This is a genomic window from Variovorax sp. GW531-E2, from assembly GCF_059423125.1.
The window spans coordinates 1-16,280 of record NZ_JBWKXQ010000013.1 but is presented as its reverse complement, the minus strand read 5'-3'; the positions used below and the strand labels follow the sequence as shown (position 1 = coordinate 16,280).

Here is a 16,280-nt window from a genome sequence, read left to right as displayed (position 1 = left end):
TCGCGCGTTTTTCTTAGGACTGCGCGTGGCAGCAACCACCCGCCGTCGCAACGGGCGCGGGCTCGTAGCGGTCGTGGTGACGGATCCAGTCCATCGCGTAGGACGGGTTGTGCTCGTCGCGGCCCTTGGGCACGAGGTCGAGCATGTTGTAGGTGCCCATCATCACTTCCACGCCGCGACCGTAGGTCGAGTAGGTGTGGAACACGTCGCCGGCGTCGTCCTTGAAGAACACGCTGACGCCGGGTGCCTCCTCGCTCGGGAACGGCTGCTTCACGTAGTTGTAGGCAACGGCGCCGCTGGCCATTTCGTCGGGCGTGAAGCTCACGCCGAAGTCGTGGTTGAAGTCGTTGTCGTGCGACGAGACCCAGGCGAACTGCCAGCCCATGCGACGGCGGAAAGCCTCGATGCGGGCCAGCGGCGCACGCGACACGGCCACCAGCGTGACGTCGCGGTGCGCGAGGTGCACGCGCATGCCGTCGGAATGGTCGGCCATGAACGAGCAGCTCTGGCAGCCCTGCTCCCAGTCGGGGCCGAACATGAAGTGCTGCACCAGCAGCTGGCGGCGGCCTTCGAACAGGTCGGCGAGCGGGCGGCGGCCCTGGGGCGTGTCGAAGACATAGGCCTTCTCGACGCGCGTCCACGGCAGCGCGCGGCGCTCTTCGGCGATCCGGTCGCGCAGCTGGGTCAGTTCCTTCTCGCGCGCCAGCAGTGATTTGCGCGCGTCGATCCAGCGCTCGGGGGTCACGACGGGGTGATTCACTGGGGTGTTCATGGTGTGTGCTCCTTGGCTTGCGTTTCGTTCAGGCCGTGGCCGTCTTCGGGCGCCGCACCGCGCGGACCTTGCTGGCCCGGCCGTCGCCGGCGTAGAAGAGCCCCGCGCCGTCGGACTCCAGGCCGCTCACGCCGACGCCGCTGGGCATTTCCAGCCGCGCGATCACGTCGCCGCTGGCGGGGTCGATGCGGCGGATGTCGCTCTGGTCGCCTTCCCAGGTGCCGTGCCAGAGTTCGCCGTCGACCCAGGTCACGCCGGTGACGAAGCGGTTCGATTCGATGGTGCGGCGGATCGCACCGGTCGCCGGGTCGATCTGGTGGATCTTGCGGTCACGGTACTCGCCCACCCAGAGGCTGCCTTCGGCCCAGGTGAGGCCCGAGTCGGAGCCGTTGCCGGGCGCGGGAATCGAGGCCAGCACCTTGCCGGTGGCGGCGTCGATCTTGTCGATGCGCGCCTCGACGATCTGATAGAAGCAGGTGCCGTCGAAGGCGGTGCCGGCGTCGCAGGCGACGTCGATGCGGCGCGTGGCTTCGCCGCTCGCGGGGTCGAAGGCGACCAGTTGCCCGCCGGTGGCGGCCCACACCTGGTGGCCGTCGTGCGTCACGCCGTGGATGCGCTCCACGCCCTCGAACGGTCCGTACTCGCGCACGATCTGCGCGGCCTGCACCGCGCCTTCGAAACGGTCCTTGCCTGCCTTCTTGCTCTGACTGCTGCTGCTCATGGTGGGCTCCTGTAGGTGCGCCACAGGGGGTAGCGCATGAGCCCGACTCTATTCAATCGGCAGCGCGGCGGGGAGTAACAAGATCGTCGTGAATCCCGCCAGCGGCGGGGCCAGCCAGCGGCGCGCCCTGGCCTGCCCGATGGCACGCACACGCCTCTCGGCCTCGAGCTCGGCCAGCGCGCGCTGCACCGTGCGCTGGCTCGCGCCCAAGGCCAGCGCAAGCGCCGAGGTCGACCAGGCCGCGCCGTCGGACAGCAGCGCCACCAGCGAAGCCTGCTCGCCATCGATGGGCGGTGCCAGCACCACGACCGGACGCGCATCCAGAGGTTGGAGGATGAAGCCCTGCGGCGTGGCCTCGATGCGCGCCATCGGCTTGACGAGCGCGCGCAGGCGGCCGATCTCGACGCGCAGGCGCGCGCGGTGCGTCTCGTCGGGGTCGCGGGTGCGGAAGGCGTCGGCGATCAGCACGTCGCGGTCGACATCGCCGGGCCAGGCCGCGGCCAGCGCGCGAGCCAGCGAGAACAACACGGGCCGGCGCGCGAGCGAACGCCAGGTGTCGCCGCCCCCGACACCGCGGCGGCAGGCATCGACGACGAGCGCATCGGACGCGAGCAGCGCCTCGACCTCATCGAGGCGCAGGGCCTGTTCACCGCCGGCAGCGATGCGCCGTGCGGCGGGACGTTCGAGCGCGCCGCGCGCTTCCGCCACCTCGGCCAGCAGCGCCGGCACGCGCGCACGCCAGGCCGCATCGTGCGCGCGGTCGAGCGCCGCGCGTGCCGCGGCGGTGCGCAGCGAACGCAAGGCCAGCTCGGCCGATGCCAACTCGGCCACCGCCGACAGCAACGGCGGCAGGCTGTGCCCGTCGAGCAGCGACAGCGCGGCGGCGGCCTCGTCGAGCCGGCCGAGCAGCAGCAACCGGCGCGCCGCGATGAGCCGCGCCTGCAGCGCATTGGCCACGTCGTCGCGCGCCTCGAGCGTGGCCGCCGCCGCGATCAGCGCGCGCGGCGAACCGCCCAGGTCGCGCATCGCGAGTGCCACCTCGGCCTCGGCGACGACGCAACGTGCGCGCGCCAGTTCTTCGTGCGCGCCGAAGCCGCTCGCGGCACGCCGCAGCAGCTCGCGCGCACGCGGGTGCTCGCCCAGCTGGGCCATGGCGATGCCGCGCAGCGCGAGCGCCGGCGGGTCGTCGCGCAGGGCCACGCGCTTGAGGGCACCCAGCGCGTCGCCGGCAGCGAGCGCGCGCGCGGAGGCGGCGATGAGGGAATCCATGGGGCGACAGGCTACAACACCGCCGGTGCGCCGCGGCCCGCCTCCTCACGAGGCGGCGTCTTCAGTCCAGCGAGATGCCGCGCTCACGGATCAACGCGTGCCACTTCTTCGTCTCGGCGAAGGCATAGGTCTTCATCAGCACGCTGTCGCTCGGCACCGGCTCCCAGCCGCCTTCCTGCAGCTTCTTGCGCACGCTCTCGTTGCCCACCGCCGCCTGCATCTCCTTCGAAAGGCGCTCCTGGATCGCGGCGGGCGTGCTGGCGGGCACCACCAGCCCTTGCCACGCGTAGGCTTCCGAGTCCTTGAAGCCCTGCTCGCCCACCGTGGGCACGGCGGGCAGGATCGGCAGGCGCTTGGCGCTGAACGCCATCAGCGGAATGACCTTGCCCGACTGGATGGCGCTGAGCCCCGACGAGGTGTCCACCACCATCAACGGCACCTGCCCGCCCATCACGTCCTGCAGCGCAGGTGCGGCGCCGCGGTACGGCACGTGCATGGTCGACAGGCCGCTGCGGCTCAAAAACAGCTCCATCGCCAGGTGGTGCGGGCTCCCGTTGCCCGGCGAGGCGTATGACAGCGTGCCCGGCTTGCTTTTCAGTTGCTCCATCAGGGCGCCGATGGTCTTGAGGTTCGTCGAGGGCGCCGCCACCAGGACCAACGGCGTGCGGGCCATCAGGCCGAGCATCGCGAAGTCGCGGTCGACGGCGTAGGGCAGCTTCTTGTAGAGCGCGGGGTTGTACACGAGCACGCCGTTGTCGGCCGTGAACACGGTGTAGCCGTCGCCCGGCGACCGGGCCGTGACCTCGGCGCCGATGATGGCGCCGGCACCGGCGCGGTTGTCGACGATCACCGGCTGGCCAGCCTGGACCGACATCTGCGCGCCGATGGTGCGGGCCAGGAAGTCGCTGCCGCCGCCGGCGGGGTAGCCGACGATCCACTTGATCGGCTTGGACGGAAAGGCCTGCGCCTGCGCTTGCGCGGGAGCCCCCGCGAAAGCAAGGGCAGCGGCCGCGAGCGAAAGAAAACCGCGGCGCGCAAGGCGATGAGAAACGGGCATGAACGATGTCTCCTGGCAGTGGTTGTTGTGATGGCGCTGCGATTGGATGCGAGCTTCATTCATGGTTCAATCAGATATTTCTTTCCCACTTATCGGACAAACCGATGAATGTCACGTTGCGCCAACTGCGCGCCTTCATCGCGGTGGCCCGCGCCGGCAGCGTGACCGAGGCCGCCCTGCGGCTGCACATCACGCAGTCGGCACTGAGCGGCCTCATCAAGGACCTGGAATCGAACCTGGGCGTGCAGATGCTTCACCGCACGACGCGCAAGCTGCAGCTTTCCAGCGCGGGCGAGGTGTTCCTGCCGATGGCCGAGCGCATCCTCCAGGACCTGGGCATGGCGCTCGATGCGGTGTCCGACCTGCGCGAGCTGCGCACCGGCACCGTGCGCATCGCGGTGCCGCAGGTGATGGCGTGCACGGTCATGCCGGAAATCATGGCCGCCTTCGCCCGGAAGTACCCCGGCATCCGCGTGCGCCTGCAGGACTCGATGGTCGAAAGCGTGCTGGGCCGGCTCATCAACGGCGACGTGGACCTGGCCATCGGCCCCGAGCGCGACGCCCCTGCCAACGTCGTGGCGCGCACGCTCTTCACCCTGCCCTTTCTGGCGGTGCTGCCCCCGGGGCATCCGCTCACAAAGAAGCAGCGGGTCGCGTGGAGCGACCTGGTCCGCTACCCCGTGATCTCGCTGCAGGGCGAGTACACGCAGCTGCTCAGCGCCGAGCTGTATGCGTCGCCGGGCCGGCTGGAGTTCAGCCCGACGCATGAAGTCGCCTTCCTGACGACGGCCTTGAGCATGGTCGAGCACGGACTGGGCGTGACCACCTGCCTGCCGTATGCCGGCGAGTTGCTGCAGCGTCAGAAGCTCGAGTTCCGCCCGCTCGTCACGCCCGTGCTCAGCCGCAAGTTCCAGGTGTGGCTCAACAAGGACCGGGGGCTCTCGCCGTCGGCGCAGGAGTTTCTCGACTTCCTGCTGCAGCACATCGAAGACCACCCGGCGCCCGAGGTGCGCGCGTTCCGCAAGGCGCGCTGATCACGCGCGCAGCGCGCCTCAGCTGCTGCCAGCGCCCATCACGGGCGCCTGCACCCTCGCCGCCAACCGCGTGCCCCCATCGTCCGCATCGATCTGCAGCGTGCCGCCGATGCGTGCCATGCGCGCCTGCATGCTGCGCAGGCCCAGCCCGCCGATCGATGAGGCGACCGTCACCGCATCGAAGCCCACGCCGTCGTCCTCGACGCTCAGCAGCACGCCCGCCTCGCCGTCGGCCAGCAGCTGCACGCGCAGGGTCCGCGCGCGGCTGTGCTTCACCACGTTGGCCAGCGCCTCCTCGAGCAGGCGCGTGAGACCCAGCACCTGGCGCGCGGACAGCGCGCAGGGCCAGGCCGCAGGCGTCTGCCAGTGGCTGCGCACGCCCATCTCCTCGAACAGGCGGCCGAAGCGGTGGCGCATGGGTGCCAGCCATTGCGTGGGCGTGGCGGCCACCGGGGCCGCGCCACCGCTGTGGGTGTCGATGATCTGGCGCAGGTCGTCGCGCAGCGACTTGAACATCGACAGGTACTGCGGCCGCTGCAGCGCCTCGCCCGACTGCTCCACCAGCGCGATCGAGCGCACCAGCGAACTGCCCAGGCCGTCGTGCAGGTCGTGCGCCACGCTCAGGCGCTCGTGCAGCCGCACGTTGTCGAGTTCGAGCCGATGCTCGCGGCTGAGCGTGTCGGCCAACTCGGTGCGCGCCCCGCGCACTTCGCGCGCGAGATCGTCGTTGAAGCTCTCGACACGGCGCAGGCTGCGCGTGAAGCCGCCCGCCAAGATGAGCGACATGCCGATCATGATCAGCGGCGCCGTGACCACGGTGTAGCCGAAGCGGTCATCGATGACGCGCAGGATCATCAGCGCGTCGTGCACCGCGGCCACCAGGAAGCCGAAGGCGCACAGGGCCAGCAGCAGGTGCTCGGTCTTCTTCGTGTCGAGCGCGCGCAAGATGAACTGCACGCACACGGCCATGAAGAGCAGCGAATACACGATGAACACCGCCAGCGTCGCGACCGACAGCGCAGGCTGCGGCAGCAGCGCGATCGCCGCCACGGCCAGCGCAGCCACCGCCCACAGCGCGCGGCTCAGCCGCGGAAAGCGCTGGCCGCCGAAGTGCCACATGAACATGCAGAAGCAGCTCACGTACAGGACCATCCAGGCCGTGATCCAGCGCGACCAGGCGTCGGTGGAGGCGAACGGCCACGGCAAGGTGCTGACCACGGTGTTGCTCGCGAACACCAGCCAGGCGATGGCGCTGAGCGCGTACCAGCCGTAGGCGACCTCTTGCCGGCGCATGAGCCACAGCACGAGGAAGAAACAACCCAGTGTGATCGAGATGACGAGATTGACCGCGGGCAGCACGCGCGCGAACAGGCGGCGCTCGTCGTGGTACGCCACCGCCGCGTCCGCCGGGCCGAGCACCACGCGGCCCAGCCCCGAGCCGTACATGCTGCCGCCCACCACCTGCACCCACAGCGTGTTGGCGCCTGGGTTCAGCGCGGCGGCCGGCAGGAAGAAGACGCGCGGCGTGTTCCAGCTGCGGCTCAGCGGTTCGACCAGGCTGGCGTCGCGCCAGAGCAGGTTGTCGTTCAGCGAGATCGCGCCGGCCATGCTCAGGTAGTCGAAGGCCACGCCCAGCTGCGGCGCGTCGTCGCGGCCCGCGCAGGGGCGCTGCCAGTCGATGCGGTACCACACGATGCCCTCGAAGCCGGACCAGCGCGAGGCCCAGTGGTCGGGCAGCGTCACCGGCTGCCAGCCGTCGATGGGCGGCGGTGCTTCAGGCCCCGCGCCGGCGGTGGCGCGCACGGCCCGCACGCTGTCGATGTGCGGTGCGCACGCCTCGGCCGCCGCAGCCGCGTGCGCGAACAACCACCACAGGCTCAGGCCAGCAAGCCACGCGAACGCGCTGCGAAAACGGCGCGCGTGCGCGAGGAAACGGTGAGCTTGCGGTAGATGTTCTTGATGTGGCATTCGACGGTGTGCCGCGACAGGAAAATCTGCTCGGCTATCTCGCGGTTGGTCAGGCCTTCGGCAACCAGCTGGAGGATCTGCAGTTCGCGCGCGGTCAGCACATCTTCGCCGACGCGCCCCGGCGTGGCCGGCGGCGCTTGCGTCAGATCGAGGATGCGCCGCGCGATGAACGGATCGATCGGCGCCCCGCCGCGCAGCACGCTGCGGATCGACAGCAGCAGCTCCAGGTCGTCGCGCTCCTTGAGCACGTAGCCGGTGGCGCCGGCGCGCAGCGCGTTGAGGATCAGGTCGTCGGTGCTCCAGGCGGAGATCACAAGGATGCCGGGGCCGTCATCCGCATTCATCGATGCACTCATCTGAGTGATCAGCTCCACGCCGTTGCCGTCGGGCAGGCCCAGGTCGACGAGCACCAGCGCAAACGGCTGCCGCGCGAGTTCGACGCGGGCATCGGCCAGCGTACCCGCCAGAACCAGCACCTCGCGGGCATAGCCCAGCTGGGCCAGGATGTCGACGATGCGCCGCTGCATCAGCGCGTCGTCCTCGACGATGAGCACGGGCGCCGGCAGATCGGGGCTGGGCGGCGGCGTCATCGCCGGACCTTCGGGCTGGGGAGAGAAAGCGGACATCAGGACGGTTCGGACAAGGTGGGAAGCATGCCCGAATCATCACCCAGGCTTCGCGCGCGAGGCTGCAGTGTCCCCTCGCGGCGGCGCTGCGGCCATCACCAGATCTGGGGGTTCTGACGACGCGGCGCGGCATCGGTCGGCCTTCGCCTACAGACAGGCGCCATGCGAGCGGACATGGTGGGGCCATGACACATCCGATCGAACTCATCATCGACGAGCCGGCGCCCGGATCCTTTGTCTGGCGGCTGCTCGAAACCGACACCGACGGTGCGCATCCCACCGTCCTTCGCTGCGCCTTCGACCCGGTCGAGAGCTACGAGCTCGCCCTGGCCTCGGGACAGCGGGCCCTGCGCAGCGAGATGCGCGCGCAGGCTACAACGGAAGGCCACTGAGCGTCAGCATGCGCTGACGGCGGCTTCGCGAGGCGTCCTACCGCTGTCGCGCCGTCGGTTCCTAGGATGGTTTTCGGGCGCCGGTTCTCTTGCGCTTGTCGCAACGAGGCAACCGCCGGCGCCTTCAAGGAGATGACCATGCAAAGAAAGCTCATGTGGATGTGCGCCGTTGCCGTGTCCTGTCTCACGGCCGTGTCGGCGCAGGCGCAAGTGAACCCGCCGCCGGCGGCCACGGTCGACCCGGCGGTCGCCGAATACAAGGCGGCCCGCGACAAGATCTCGGCCGACTACAAGACCGACCGCGCCGCTTGCGATGCCATGAAGGACAACGCCAAGGACGTCTGCGTCGAGGAAGCCAAGGGCAAGGAAAAGATCGCCAAGGCCGAGCTCGACCAGAAGATGAAGCCCAGCGACGGCAATGCCCGCAAGGTGGCCGAAGCCAAGGTGGAAGTCGCCTACAGCATCGCCAAGGAAAAATGCGACGACCAGAAGGGCGAGGCCAAGTCGACCTGCGTGAAGCAGGGCAAGGCCGATGAAAGCAAGGGCATGGCCGAAGTCAAGGCGATGAAGAAGTAACCAGCCGGGCCGCAGCCCTTCCCGTTGGCGCTGGCCGGGGGCGGTCGCATACTCGACAGATGCCCTCCTCTTCCACGCGTCCACGGGTCTACCTTGCCGGCCCCGACGTGTTCCGGCCCGACGCCGCGCAGTACTTTGCCGCGCTGGCACTGGCCTGCGACGCGCTCGGCATGACGGCCGTGCCGCCGTTCGACGGCAAGGCGGCTGGCCCCGACCCCGCGCGCCGGATCTACGAAGAAAACATGAAGCTGCTGCGGTTGGCGGATGGCGTCATTGCCAACCTCGCGCCGTTTCGCGGGCTGGAGCCCGACTCGGGCACGGTGTTCGAGGTCGGCGTGGCCATTGCCCTGGGCCTTCCGGTGGCCGCCTACGGCGTTCCGCCGGGCACCTATGCGCAGCGCGCCGCCACGGCGGGCGTCGTCGGCCGCGACCCGGACGGCAGCCTGCGCGACCCCGAGGGCACGCTGATCGAAGATTTTGGGCTGCCGCTGAACCTCATGCTGGCCTGTTCGGTGCGCTTTGCGGACCTGGCGACCGACGCCTTGCGGGTGCTGGCCGAGGTGTTGGGGTCTGCGCCTGCCCAGCGGCAGTGAGTCGAAATTCGTGAAATAAGTCACAAATCGAAGGCGGTACATCACCAATTCTGGGGAGCGATCCCTCTCGAAGTAAGCCTTTCAGCCTCTTTTTGCGTTGGACATGCCAACGCCCCAAAAAGGAGGCCCGGATGCCCCCCTCAGATCAACAAGCAGTTTTCGAAGCGGCGGGCCGCCTGGGTTCCATGGAGGTCCTGACCACGCAGACCAGCGCCGTCGTCTCGATGCTGCGCGCGCTGTACGCCGCGCACCCCGAGCCGGCCAAGGTCCGGTTCCACTTCGACCGGCTGATCGGCCAGTTGCTGACCAGCCCCTACCTCGGCCACGACCCGGATCACGCGCTGATCCTCCAGGACACGGCCGCGACCCTCGTGCGGCCACCGCTCGAACCCGACCCGGTGCGCTGAGCATCGGATGCACACCCAGGAGACATTGAAATGAGTTTTGAAAAAATCAAGCTCCGGTTCGGCCGGTCGTTCCGTCGCGGCGATCGCGTCGTCTGCGAAGGCCGGCTCGGCACCATCACCGGAGCGACCTATCCGCATGTGCGGGTGCGCTTCGACGGCCGGCAGATTGCGGTGCCTTGCGATCCTTGCGAACTGCATGTGGGCACAGCGCCGATCGCGACGCTGTCCGCGCTCGAACCGCAGCCGTCCTGAAGACATCGCCTCGCCTTTTCGGCAGGCCGCCACGCATTGCGAGCAGACGCAAAAAAGCCCCGACTGGCGGGGCTCTTTTGGGCTGTTTGATCACTGCAAGGTGATCAGGAAGCCAATCCTGGCGGAACCGGAGGGATTCGAACCCTCGATGAGGCTCTACACCCCATACTCCCTTAGCAGGGGAGCACCTTCGGCCACTCGGTCACAGTTCCTGAAAGCAACCGCAATTATGCCATTACTTAAGCGCTCGGTTGGTCCAGATCGAACGCTTTATGCAGTGCGCGCACCGCCAATTCCATATATTTTTCGTCGATCACGACCGAGGTCTTGATTTCGCTGGTCGAGATCATCTGGATGTTGATGCCCTCTTCGCTCAACACACGGAACATCTTGCTCGCCACACCCACGTGGCTGCGCATGCCGATGCCCACGATGCTGACCTTGCAGATCTTGGTGTCGCCCACGATTTCGGTGGCGCCCAGCGAGGGCATCACCTTCGACTCGAGCAGTTCGACCGTGCGCGCGAACTCGTTGCGATGCACGGTGAAGCTGAAGTCGGTCTTGCCGTCCTTGCTGAGGTTCTGGATGATCACGTCGACTTCGATGTTGGCATCTGCCACGGCACCGAGGATGTGATACGCGATGCCCGGCTTGTCGGGCACGCCGAGCACCGAGATCTTGGCTTCGTCGCGATTGAATGCGATGCCGGATACGACGGCTTGTTCCATGTTTTCGTCTTCCTCGAAAGTGATCAGCGTGCCGGACTTGGCCTCTTCATTGATGTCGATGTCCCATGCGGTGAAGCTCGAAAGCACACGCAGCGGCACCTTGTACTTGCCAGCGAATTCCACCGAGCGGATTTGCAGCACCTTGGAGCCGAGGCTGGCCATCTCGAGCATCTCTTCGAAGCTCACGGTGGTCAGGCGGCGCGCATCGGGCTCGACGCGCGGGTCGGTGGTGTAGACGCCGTCGACGTCGGTGTAGATCAGGCACTCGCTGGCCTTCATGGCCGCCGCGATGGCCACGGCCGAGGTGTCGCTGCCGCCACGACCCAGCGTGGTGATGTTGCCCTCGTCGTCCACACCCTGGAAGCCGGTGATGACCACCACGCGACCGGCTGCGAGGTCGGCACGCACCTTGGCGTCGTCGATGCTCTCGATGCGGGCCTTGGTGTACGAGTTGTCGGTGCGCACCGACACCTGCCAGCCCGCGTAGCTCACAGACTCCACGCCCTCGGCCTGCAGCGCCATGGCCAGCAGTGCCGACGACGCCTGTTCGCCGGTGGAGGCGAGCATGTCGAGTTCGCGGTGATAGGCCACGCCGGGTTTGCCCGGGGAGAGCTCCTTGGCAAGACCGAGCAGGCGGTTGGTTTCGCCGCTCATGGCGCTGGGCACCACGATCATCTGGTGACCCGCACGCGCCCATTTGGCGACGCGCTTGGCGACATTGCGGATGCGCTCGGTCGAGCCCATCGACGTGCCGCCGTATTTGTGAACGATCAATGCCATGGATGAAATCAGAGAAAGATAAAGGGCCGCCTGGAAAGCGGCGCCCTGCAAGCCGTCAGAGCGAAGTCTTCAGCGAGGGCGGGGCATTGTACCAATGCAGCCGCTCTCCCCTGCGCTCGGCGAAGCCCGCGCCCACCTTGAGGTGGATGCGGTGGCCGCGCGTGGTGCAGGCGCGGACCTGGTCGAGCAGCTGGTCGAGCTGCGCCGCGCTCGGTGCGCAGCCGTGCGACTGCATGAGCCAGTGGCGCAGCACGTTGGCCTGCCGCGCGCGGGACAGCGCCTGCAGCGGCCGGATCTGCGGCGGCTCTCCCACCGCGGCAAGGTCCTGCGCGGCCAGTTCGCCCAGCAGCTGCTGGGCCTGCGCCGCGTGGCCAATGCTGCGCGCGAAGGTAGCGCGGAACTGCGGAAAGGCTTCTGCCAATGCAGGCAGCAGCACGGCGCGGATGCGGTTGCGCGTGTAGCGCGCGTCGGCGTTGCTCGGGTCTTCGATCCACGGCAACTGCTTGTGCGCAAGCCAGTCCCGGATATCGGCCGCCGGCACCGCGAGCAGCGGCCGGTGGATGTTCAATCCGTCGCGCACGGCATGCGCCGGCATCGCGGCCAAGCCCGGCAGGCCGGCGCCGCGCGACAGCGCCAGCAGCAGCGTCTCGACCTGGTCATCGGCATGGTGCCCCAGTGCGATGGACGACACCGCGGGCCGCGCGCCGTCGGCCCGTGCCATGGCCGCATACGCGTCATAACGTGCGCGCCGCGCGGCATCCTCTGGGCTGTCGCCCGGCGCATGCCGCGCATCGACCCGGTGCGTCACCAACGGCACACCGAGCCGCTCGCAGACCTGCGAGCACTGCCGCTCGAAGTCGTCGGCCGCCGCCTGCAGGCCGTGATGCACATGGAAGGCGATCACCTGCCCCGGCCATCGCGCCGCGCAGGCCGCGAGCAAGGCGGTCGAATCCGCACCGCCGCTGAAGCCGACGGCCAGCGGCAGGCTCGCCGGTTCGAACGCGGCCATGGCGCGTTCGAAGGCTTCGCTCATGATGGAAAAGGGAAAGCCGCTCAGCGGCTGTTGTCGGCCTTGGTGTCGTTGAACCGGCCGTAGCTCTGCAGGCGCTCGTAGCGGCGGTCCAGCAGTTCCTTCGTCTTCAGGTCGCTGACCTGGCGGAAGGCGTCGTTGAGCGCGCGCTTGAGGAACGCGGCCATCTGGCGATGGTCGCGGTGCGCGCCGCCGACGGGTTCGTTGACGATCTTGTCGACCAGGCCCAGCGCCTTCAGGCGGTGCGCCGTGATGCCCAGGGCATCTGCGGCTTCCTGCGCCTTGTCGCTGGTCTTCCAGAGAATGGACGCGCAGCCTTCGGGGCTGATCACCGAGTAGATCGAGTACTGCAGCATCACGAGCTGGTCGCCGACCGAAATGGCCAGCGCGCCGCCCGAACCGCCTTCACCGATGATGGTGACGATGATGGGTACCTCGAGCTGCGCCATCTCGAAGATGTTGCGGCCGATGGCTTCCGACTGGCCGCGCTCTTCGGCGTCGATGCCGGGGTAGGCGCCGGGCGTATCGACGAAGGTGAACACCGGCAGCTTGAATTTCTCGGCCGTCTTCATGAGACGCAGCGCCTTGCGGTAACCCTCGGGCTTGCTCATGCCGAAGTTGCGCGCGGTGCGCTCCTTCGTGTCGCGGCCCTTCTGGTGACCGAGCACCATGCAGGGCACGCCATTGAAGCGCGCCAGGCCGCCGACGATCGACAGGTCGTCCGAGAAATGGCGGTCGCCATGCAGCTCGACGAAGTCCGTGAAGATTTCGTTGACGTAGTCGAGCGTGTACGGGCGCTCCGGATGCCGCGCGATCTTGGTGATCTGCCAGGGCGTCAGGTCGCTGTAGATGTCTTTGGTGAGTTGCTGGCTTTTCTTGCCGAGCTGATCGATTTCTTCCGAGATGTCGACCGCCGATTCGGTCTGTACATAACGCAGTTCTTCGATCTTTGTTTCGAGTTCAGCAATGGGCTGCTCGAAGTCGAGGAAGGTTCGTTTCGCCAACGTCTTCTCCTGTTTATTTCATCAATTGACCGGCCATCCGGCTCTTTTGCATTTATTCCAGAAACACCGAGGAACCGGCTTTGCCGGGCCTGCGGTGTTGCCCCCTCGAAGGGGGTTGGCGAAGCGACACGAAGTGCGCGAAGCCTGGGGGTGATCCTTAGTAAACGACCGGCACGGGGTCCAGCGATCGCCAAATATACCAAGTCGCCACGCTGCAATACGGCGCCCAGGCCACGGCGACATCGCGGGCATCGCTGCGGCTGACCGGGTCGCCCGAAAAATAGTTCACGCTGATGCCATTGAGCAGGCCCTGGTCGTCGACCGGCAGCACGTTCGGGCGCATCAGGTGGAAGATGAGGAACATCTCGGCGGTCCAGCGGCTGATGCCGCGGATGGCCACGAGCTCCTCGATGATGAGCTCGTCCGACATGTCTTTCCAGCGGTCGACGTGCACGGTGCCTGAATCGAAATGCAGGGCCAGGTCGACCAGGTACTCGATCTTGCGCGCCGACAGCCCGGCGCCGCGCATGTCGTCGACCTTGAGCTTGAGCACGTTGGCCGGCGTCAGCTTGCGCGGCAGCGCCGCGAACTTGTCCCAGGTCGACTGCGCGGCCTTCACCGAGATCTGCTGGCCCACGATGCTGCGCGCCAGCGTGGTGAAGGCGTCGCCGCGCGATTCGAGGCAGGCCTCGCCGAACTTCGGAATGAGCCGCTTCATCACGCGGTCTTTCTTGGCCAGGTGCTTGCAGGCTTCCTCCCAATAGTCCGGCGTGTAGATGCGCACGCTGGTCTGCTGGGTGGCGGGTACGGGGTTCGTCGTTCCGTTCACTGTGCAGCCGCCCAGGTCGTTCCCGTGGGCGAATCCTTGAGCACGATGCCCTGCTCGAGGAGTTCCTGGCGGATGCGATCGGCTTCGGCGAAATTCTTCGCCGCCTTGGCCGCCGCGCGTGCATCGATCTTCGCCTGGATGGTGGCTTCGTCGAGCGTGGTGCCCGCCTGCAGGAACGCTTTCGGATCGCCTTGCAGCAAGCCCAGCGTGCCGGCCAGCGCCTTGAGCAGGCCAGCGGTGTCTGCGGACTTGGTGCGGTTGACTTCGCCGGCCAGCTCGAACAGCACGGCGATGGCTTCGGGCGTACCGAAGTCTTCGTCCATCGCCGCCTTGAAACGCTCCGCGTGGGGCTGCGTCCAGTCGATGACCACGGTCGCGGGCGCCACCAGGTCGAGCGCGGTGTACAGGCGCTTGAGCGAGTTGCGGGCGTCGTCGAGGTGCGCGTCGCTGTAGTTCAGCGCGCTGCGGTAATGCGTGCGCACGAGGAAGAAACGCAGGCTCTCGGCGTCGTACTTCTGCAGCACTTCGCGGATGGTGAAGAAGTTGCCCAGGCTCTTGGACATCTTCTCGTTGTCCACGCGCACGAAGCCGTTGTGCACCCAGAAGCGCGACAGCGGCTTGCCGTTGGCGCCTTCGCTTTGCGCAATTTCGTTCTCGTGGTGCGGGAACTGCAGGTCGGCACCGCCGCCGTGGATGTCGAAGGTCTCGCCGAGCGTGGCGCAGCTCATGGCCGAGCACTCGATGTGCCAGCCCGGACGGCCGGTGCCGAAGGGGCTGTCCCACTTGGCGTCGTCGGGCTCGGTCGGCTTGGCGGATTTCCAGAGCACGAAGTCGAGCGGGTCCTGCTTGCCGTCGAGCACCGCGACGCGTTCGCCCGCATGCAGTTCGTCGAGCGACTTGCCCGAGAGCTTGCCGTAGCCGGGGAACTTGCGCACGGCGTAGTTCACGTCGCCGTTGTCCGAGCGGTAGGCCAGGCCCTTGCGTTCCAGCGTCTCGATGATGCCGAGCATCTGCGGCACGTATTCGGTGGCGCGCGGCTCGATGGTCGGCGGCTCGATGCGCAGCGCACCGATGTCCTCGTGCATGGCCGCGATCACCTCGTCGGTCAGCGCGCGGATGGTGATGCCGCGCTGGACCGCGCGGGCGATGATCTTGTCGTCGATGTCGGTGATGTTGCGCACGTAGGTCACGGCATAGCCGCTGGCGCGCAGCCAGCGCTGCACCACGTCGAACGCCATCATCATGCGGGCGTGGCCGATGTGGCACAGGTCATAGACGGTCATGCCGCACACGTACATGCGAACCTGTCCAGGTTGCAGGGGGGAGAAATCCTCCAATTCACGCGACAGCGTGTTGTAGATGCGCAGACTCATGGGACTCGGAAAGCGTTGATTCGCGCACGTGCGGTACGGGCGAACAACGGTGTATTTCAGGGGTGACGGGGGGCGTGGCTACGAGGGGTTCGACGTGGCCCCTCGGCTACAATGCGACGCAGTATAAACGGCTGCCGCCGCGCAGCATCCGGGTGTTCTCCAGGCCCCCGCTCTCCCCCAATCCTGCCGAGGCTTCATGAAGCACGCCGCGTTCTCCAGACTCCCCATCGCCTTTGCACTGCTCTTCGGTCTGTGGGGCTTCGCCGCGCACGCCAACGACTACGACGACGTCAACCTCCTGCTGCGCCAGGGCAAGTCCGCCGAGGCGCTGGCCAAGGCCGACACCTACATCGCCGGCAAGCCGCGCGACCCGCAGATGCGCTTCCTGCGCGGCGTGATCCTCACCGAGCAGAACAAGACCGCCGACGCGATCACCGCGTTCACGCAGCTCACGCAGGACTTCCCGGAACTGCCCGAGCCCTACAACAACCTCGCGGCGCTGTACGCGTCGCAGAGCAAGTTCGACCAGGCCCGCGCCGCGCTCGAAACCGCGCTCAAGCTCAGCCCCAACTACGCCACCGCGCACGAAAACCTCGGCGACGTGTACGCGCGCCTGGCGGCCCAGGAATACCAGCGCGCCCAGCAGTTCGCGACCACCAACGCGAGCGTCGCGCCCAAGCTCGCGCTGATCCGCCAGATCTTCACGCCCAAGGCCGCGGCCGATGCGGCCGTGCTGCCGGCCGCGCCGCCCGAAGTGCGCAAGCCCGTGGGCCGCACGACCAAGTAACAGCCTCTTGCAATCCGGCGGTGCGCACACAGTTGCCTCCCAACCTGCACCATCGCAGGCCCACCGCCCTCCCCTCCCCCCG

General features: G+C 67.7%; 18 protein-coding genes and 1 tRNA gene. 7 read left to right on the top strand and 12 right to left on the bottom strand.

What is annotated here, in order from left to right; translation table 11 throughout:
* Positions 1 to 13: 13 nt before the first annotated feature.
* The 4 genes from AC07XP_RS10580 to AC07XP_RS10565 all read right to left on the bottom strand — a co-directional run bounded on the left by AC07XP_RS10580 (position 14) and on the right by AC07XP_RS10565 (position 3,819).
* The gene (locus AC07XP_RS10580; protein ID WP_495264615.1) at positions 14 to 772 is read right to left on the bottom strand and encodes a DUF899 domain-containing protein; all 759 of its coding nucleotides are present in this window, start codon (positions 770 to 772) and stop codon (positions 14 to 16) included.
* A 28-nt stretch (positions 773 to 800) separates the two neighbouring features.
* Complete coding sequence (locus AC07XP_RS10575) at positions 801 to 1,493, bottom strand: Vgb family protein (protein WP_070060429.1); 693 nt, start codon at positions 1,491 to 1,493, stop codon at positions 801 to 803.
* A gap of 48 nt (positions 1,494 to 1,541) precedes the next feature.
* Positions 1,542 to 2,762 carry a helix-turn-helix domain-containing protein gene (locus AC07XP_RS10570; protein WP_495264614.1) on the bottom strand — a complete coding sequence of 407 codons (1,221 nt, stop codon included), beginning with the start codon at positions 2,760 to 2,762 and terminating at the stop codon, positions 1,542 to 1,544.
* 61 nt (positions 2,763 to 2,823) lie between these two features.
* Complete coding sequence (locus AC07XP_RS10565) at positions 2,824 to 3,819, bottom strand: Bug family tripartite tricarboxylate transporter substrate binding protein (RefSeq protein ID WP_495264613.1); 996 nt, start codon at positions 3,817 to 3,819, stop codon at positions 2,824 to 2,826.
* A gap of 104 nt (positions 3,820 to 3,923) precedes the next feature.
* Here AC07XP_RS10565 and AC07XP_RS10560 point away from each other — a divergent pair, with 104 nt between their 5' ends.
* Complete coding sequence (locus AC07XP_RS10560) at positions 3,924 to 4,853, top strand: LysR family transcriptional regulator (RefSeq protein WP_159272076.1); 930 nt, start codon at positions 3,924 to 3,926, stop codon at positions 4,851 to 4,853.
* An 18-nt stretch (positions 4,854 to 4,871) separates the two neighbouring features.
* Here AC07XP_RS10560 and AC07XP_RS10555 read toward each other — a convergent pair whose 3' ends face one another.
* Both AC07XP_RS10555 and AC07XP_RS10550 read right to left on the bottom strand, forming a co-directional pair.
* Positions 4,872 to 6,719 carry a sensor histidine kinase gene (locus AC07XP_RS10555; RefSeq protein ID WP_495264612.1) on the bottom strand — a complete coding sequence of 616 codons (1,848 nt, stop codon included), beginning with the start codon at positions 6,717 to 6,719 and terminating at the stop codon, positions 4,872 to 4,874.
* Positions 6,720 to 6,730: 11 nt separating this feature from the next.
* Positions 6,731 to 7,447, bottom strand: a complete 717-nt coding sequence (locus AC07XP_RS10550; RefSeq protein WP_495264611.1) for a LuxR C-terminal-related transcriptional regulator — start codon at positions 7,445 to 7,447, stop codon at positions 6,731 to 6,733.
* Between the two features lie 185 nt (positions 7,448 to 7,632).
* Here AC07XP_RS10550 and AC07XP_RS10545 point away from each other — a divergent pair, with 185 nt between their 5' ends.
* The 5 genes from AC07XP_RS10545 to AC07XP_RS10525 all read left to right on the top strand — a co-directional run bounded on the left by AC07XP_RS10545 (position 7,633) and on the right by AC07XP_RS10525 (position 9,667).
* Positions 7,633 to 7,839, top strand: a complete 207-nt coding sequence (locus tag AC07XP_RS10545) for a hypothetical protein (RefSeq protein WP_095745046.1) — start codon at positions 7,633 to 7,635, stop codon at positions 7,837 to 7,839.
* A 138-nt stretch (positions 7,840 to 7,977) separates the two neighbouring features.
* Entirely contained in the window at positions 7,978 to 8,415 is a 438-nt protein-coding gene (locus AC07XP_RS10540; RefSeq protein WP_495264610.1) for a hypothetical protein, read from the top strand.
* Between the two features lie 59 nt (positions 8,416 to 8,474).
* Positions 8,475 to 9,008: a nucleoside 2-deoxyribosyltransferase gene (locus AC07XP_RS10535; protein WP_495264609.1), complete on the top strand. Its 534-nt coding sequence runs from the start codon at positions 8,475 to 8,477 to the stop codon at positions 9,006 to 9,008.
* Positions 9,009 to 9,139: 131 nt separating this feature from the next.
* Positions 9,140 to 9,415, top strand: a complete 276-nt coding sequence (locus AC07XP_RS10530) for a hypothetical protein (protein WP_307693824.1) — start codon at positions 9,140 to 9,142, stop codon at positions 9,413 to 9,415.
* Positions 9,416 to 9,445: 30 nt separating this feature from the next.
* Complete coding sequence (locus AC07XP_RS10525) at positions 9,446 to 9,667, top strand: hypothetical protein (protein ID WP_062480937.1); 222 nt, start codon at positions 9,446 to 9,448, stop codon at positions 9,665 to 9,667.
* Positions 9,668 to 9,786: 119 nt separating this feature from the next.
* Here the strand turns inward: AC07XP_RS10525 and AC07XP_RS10520 are convergent.
* The 6 genes from AC07XP_RS10520 to cysS all read right to left on the bottom strand — a co-directional run bounded on the left by AC07XP_RS10520 (position 9,787) and on the right by cysS (position 15,411).
* Positions 9,787 to 9,879 (bottom strand) — tRNA-Ser (locus tag AC07XP_RS10520).
* Between the two features lie 27 nt (positions 9,880 to 9,906).
* A complete protein-coding gene (locus AC07XP_RS10515; RefSeq protein WP_062480939.1) occupies positions 9,907 to 11,175 on the bottom strand; it encodes an aspartate kinase in 1,269 nt (422 codons plus the stop codon).
* Positions 11,176 to 11,230: 55 nt separating this feature from the next.
* Positions 11,231 to 12,208 carry a tRNA lysidine(34) synthetase TilS gene (tilS, locus tag AC07XP_RS10510; RefSeq protein WP_495264608.1) on the bottom strand — a complete coding sequence of 326 codons (978 nt, stop codon included), beginning with the start codon at positions 12,206 to 12,208 and terminating at the stop codon, positions 11,231 to 11,233.
* A 20-nt stretch (positions 12,209 to 12,228) separates the two neighbouring features.
* On the bottom strand, positions 12,229 to 13,209 hold the full coding sequence (locus tag AC07XP_RS10505) for an acetyl-CoA carboxylase carboxyltransferase subunit alpha (protein WP_056582036.1): 981 nt from the start codon (positions 13,207 to 13,209) through the stop codon (positions 12,229 to 12,231).
* A gap of 157 nt (positions 13,210 to 13,366) precedes the next feature.
* A complete protein-coding gene (locus AC07XP_RS10500) occupies positions 13,367 to 14,038 on the bottom strand; it encodes a DNA-3-methyladenine glycosylase family protein (RefSeq protein WP_095745035.1) in 672 nt (223 codons plus the stop codon).
* On the bottom strand, positions 14,035 to 15,411 hold the full coding sequence (gene cysS, locus AC07XP_RS10495) for a cysteine--tRNA ligase (RefSeq protein ID WP_495264607.1): 1,377 nt from the start codon (positions 15,409 to 15,411) through the stop codon (positions 14,035 to 14,037). Before cysS ends, AC07XP_RS10500 begins: the two co-directional genes overlap by 4 nt.
* A 196-nt stretch (positions 15,412 to 15,607) precedes the next feature.
* On the opposite strand from cysS, the gene AC07XP_RS10490 reads away from it, so the two are divergent.
* Positions 15,608 to 16,198 (top strand): tetratricopeptide repeat protein, encoded by a 591-nt coding sequence (locus tag AC07XP_RS10490; RefSeq protein WP_062480948.1) that lies wholly within the window; start codon positions 15,608 to 15,610, stop codon positions 16,196 to 16,198.
* The last annotated feature ends 82 nt before the right edge of the window (positions 16,199 to 16,280 follow it).

Bases quoted from the DNA above. Each gene is read 5' to 3' on its own strand.
- AC07XP_RS10540 (WP_495264610.1), top strand. From the start codon at position 7,978: ATGCAAAGAAAGCTCATGTGGATGTGCGCCGTTGCCGTGTCCTGTCTC.
- AC07XP_RS10550 (WP_495264611.1), bottom strand. From the start codon at position 7,447: ATGTCCGCTTTCTCTCCCCAGCCCGAAGGTCCGGCGATGACGCCGCCG.
- AC07XP_RS10525 (WP_062480937.1), top strand. From the start codon at position 9,446: ATGAGTTTTGAAAAAATCAAGCTCCGGTTCGGCCGGTCGTTCCGTCGC.
- AC07XP_RS10570 (WP_495264614.1), bottom strand. From the start codon at position 2,762: ATGGATTCCCTCATCGCCGCCTCCGCGCGCGCGCTCGCTGCCGGCGAC.
- AC07XP_RS10575 (WP_070060429.1), bottom strand. From the start codon at position 1,493: ATGAGCAGCAGCAGTCAGAGCAAGAAGGCAGGCAAGGACCGTTTCGAA.
- AC07XP_RS10530 (WP_307693824.1), top strand. From the start codon at position 9,140: ATGCCCCCCTCAGATCAACAAGCAGTTTTCGAAGCGGCGGGCCGCCTG.
- AC07XP_RS10565 (WP_495264613.1), bottom strand. From the start codon at position 3,819: ATGCCCGTTTCTCATCGCCTTGCGCGCCGCGGTTTTCTTTCGCTCGCG.
- AC07XP_RS10515 (WP_062480939.1), bottom strand. From the start codon at position 11,175: ATGGCATTGATCGTTCACAAATACGGCGGCACGTCGATGGGCTCGACC.
- AC07XP_RS10490 (WP_062480948.1), top strand. From the start codon at position 15,608: ATGAAGCACGCCGCGTTCTCCAGACTCCCCATCGCCTTTGCACTGCTC.
- AC07XP_RS10560 (WP_159272076.1), top strand. From the start codon at position 3,924: ATGAATGTCACGTTGCGCCAACTGCGCGCCTTCATCGCGGTGGCCCGC.
- tilS (WP_495264608.1), bottom strand. From the start codon at position 12,208: ATGAGCGAAGCCTTCGAACGCGCCATGGCCGCGTTCGAACCGGCGAGC.
- cysS (WP_495264607.1), bottom strand. From the start codon at position 15,411: ATGAGTCTGCGCATCTACAACACGCTGTCGCGTGAATTGGAGGATTTC.
- AC07XP_RS10580 (WP_495264615.1), bottom strand. From the start codon at position 772: ATGAACACCCCAGTGAATCACCCCGTCGTGACCCCCGAGCGCTGGATC.
- AC07XP_RS10545 (WP_095745046.1), top strand. From the start codon at position 7,633: ATGACACATCCGATCGAACTCATCATCGACGAGCCGGCGCCCGGATCC.
- AC07XP_RS10535 (WP_495264609.1), top strand. From the start codon at position 8,475: ATGCCCTCCTCTTCCACGCGTCCACGGGTCTACCTTGCCGGCCCCGAC.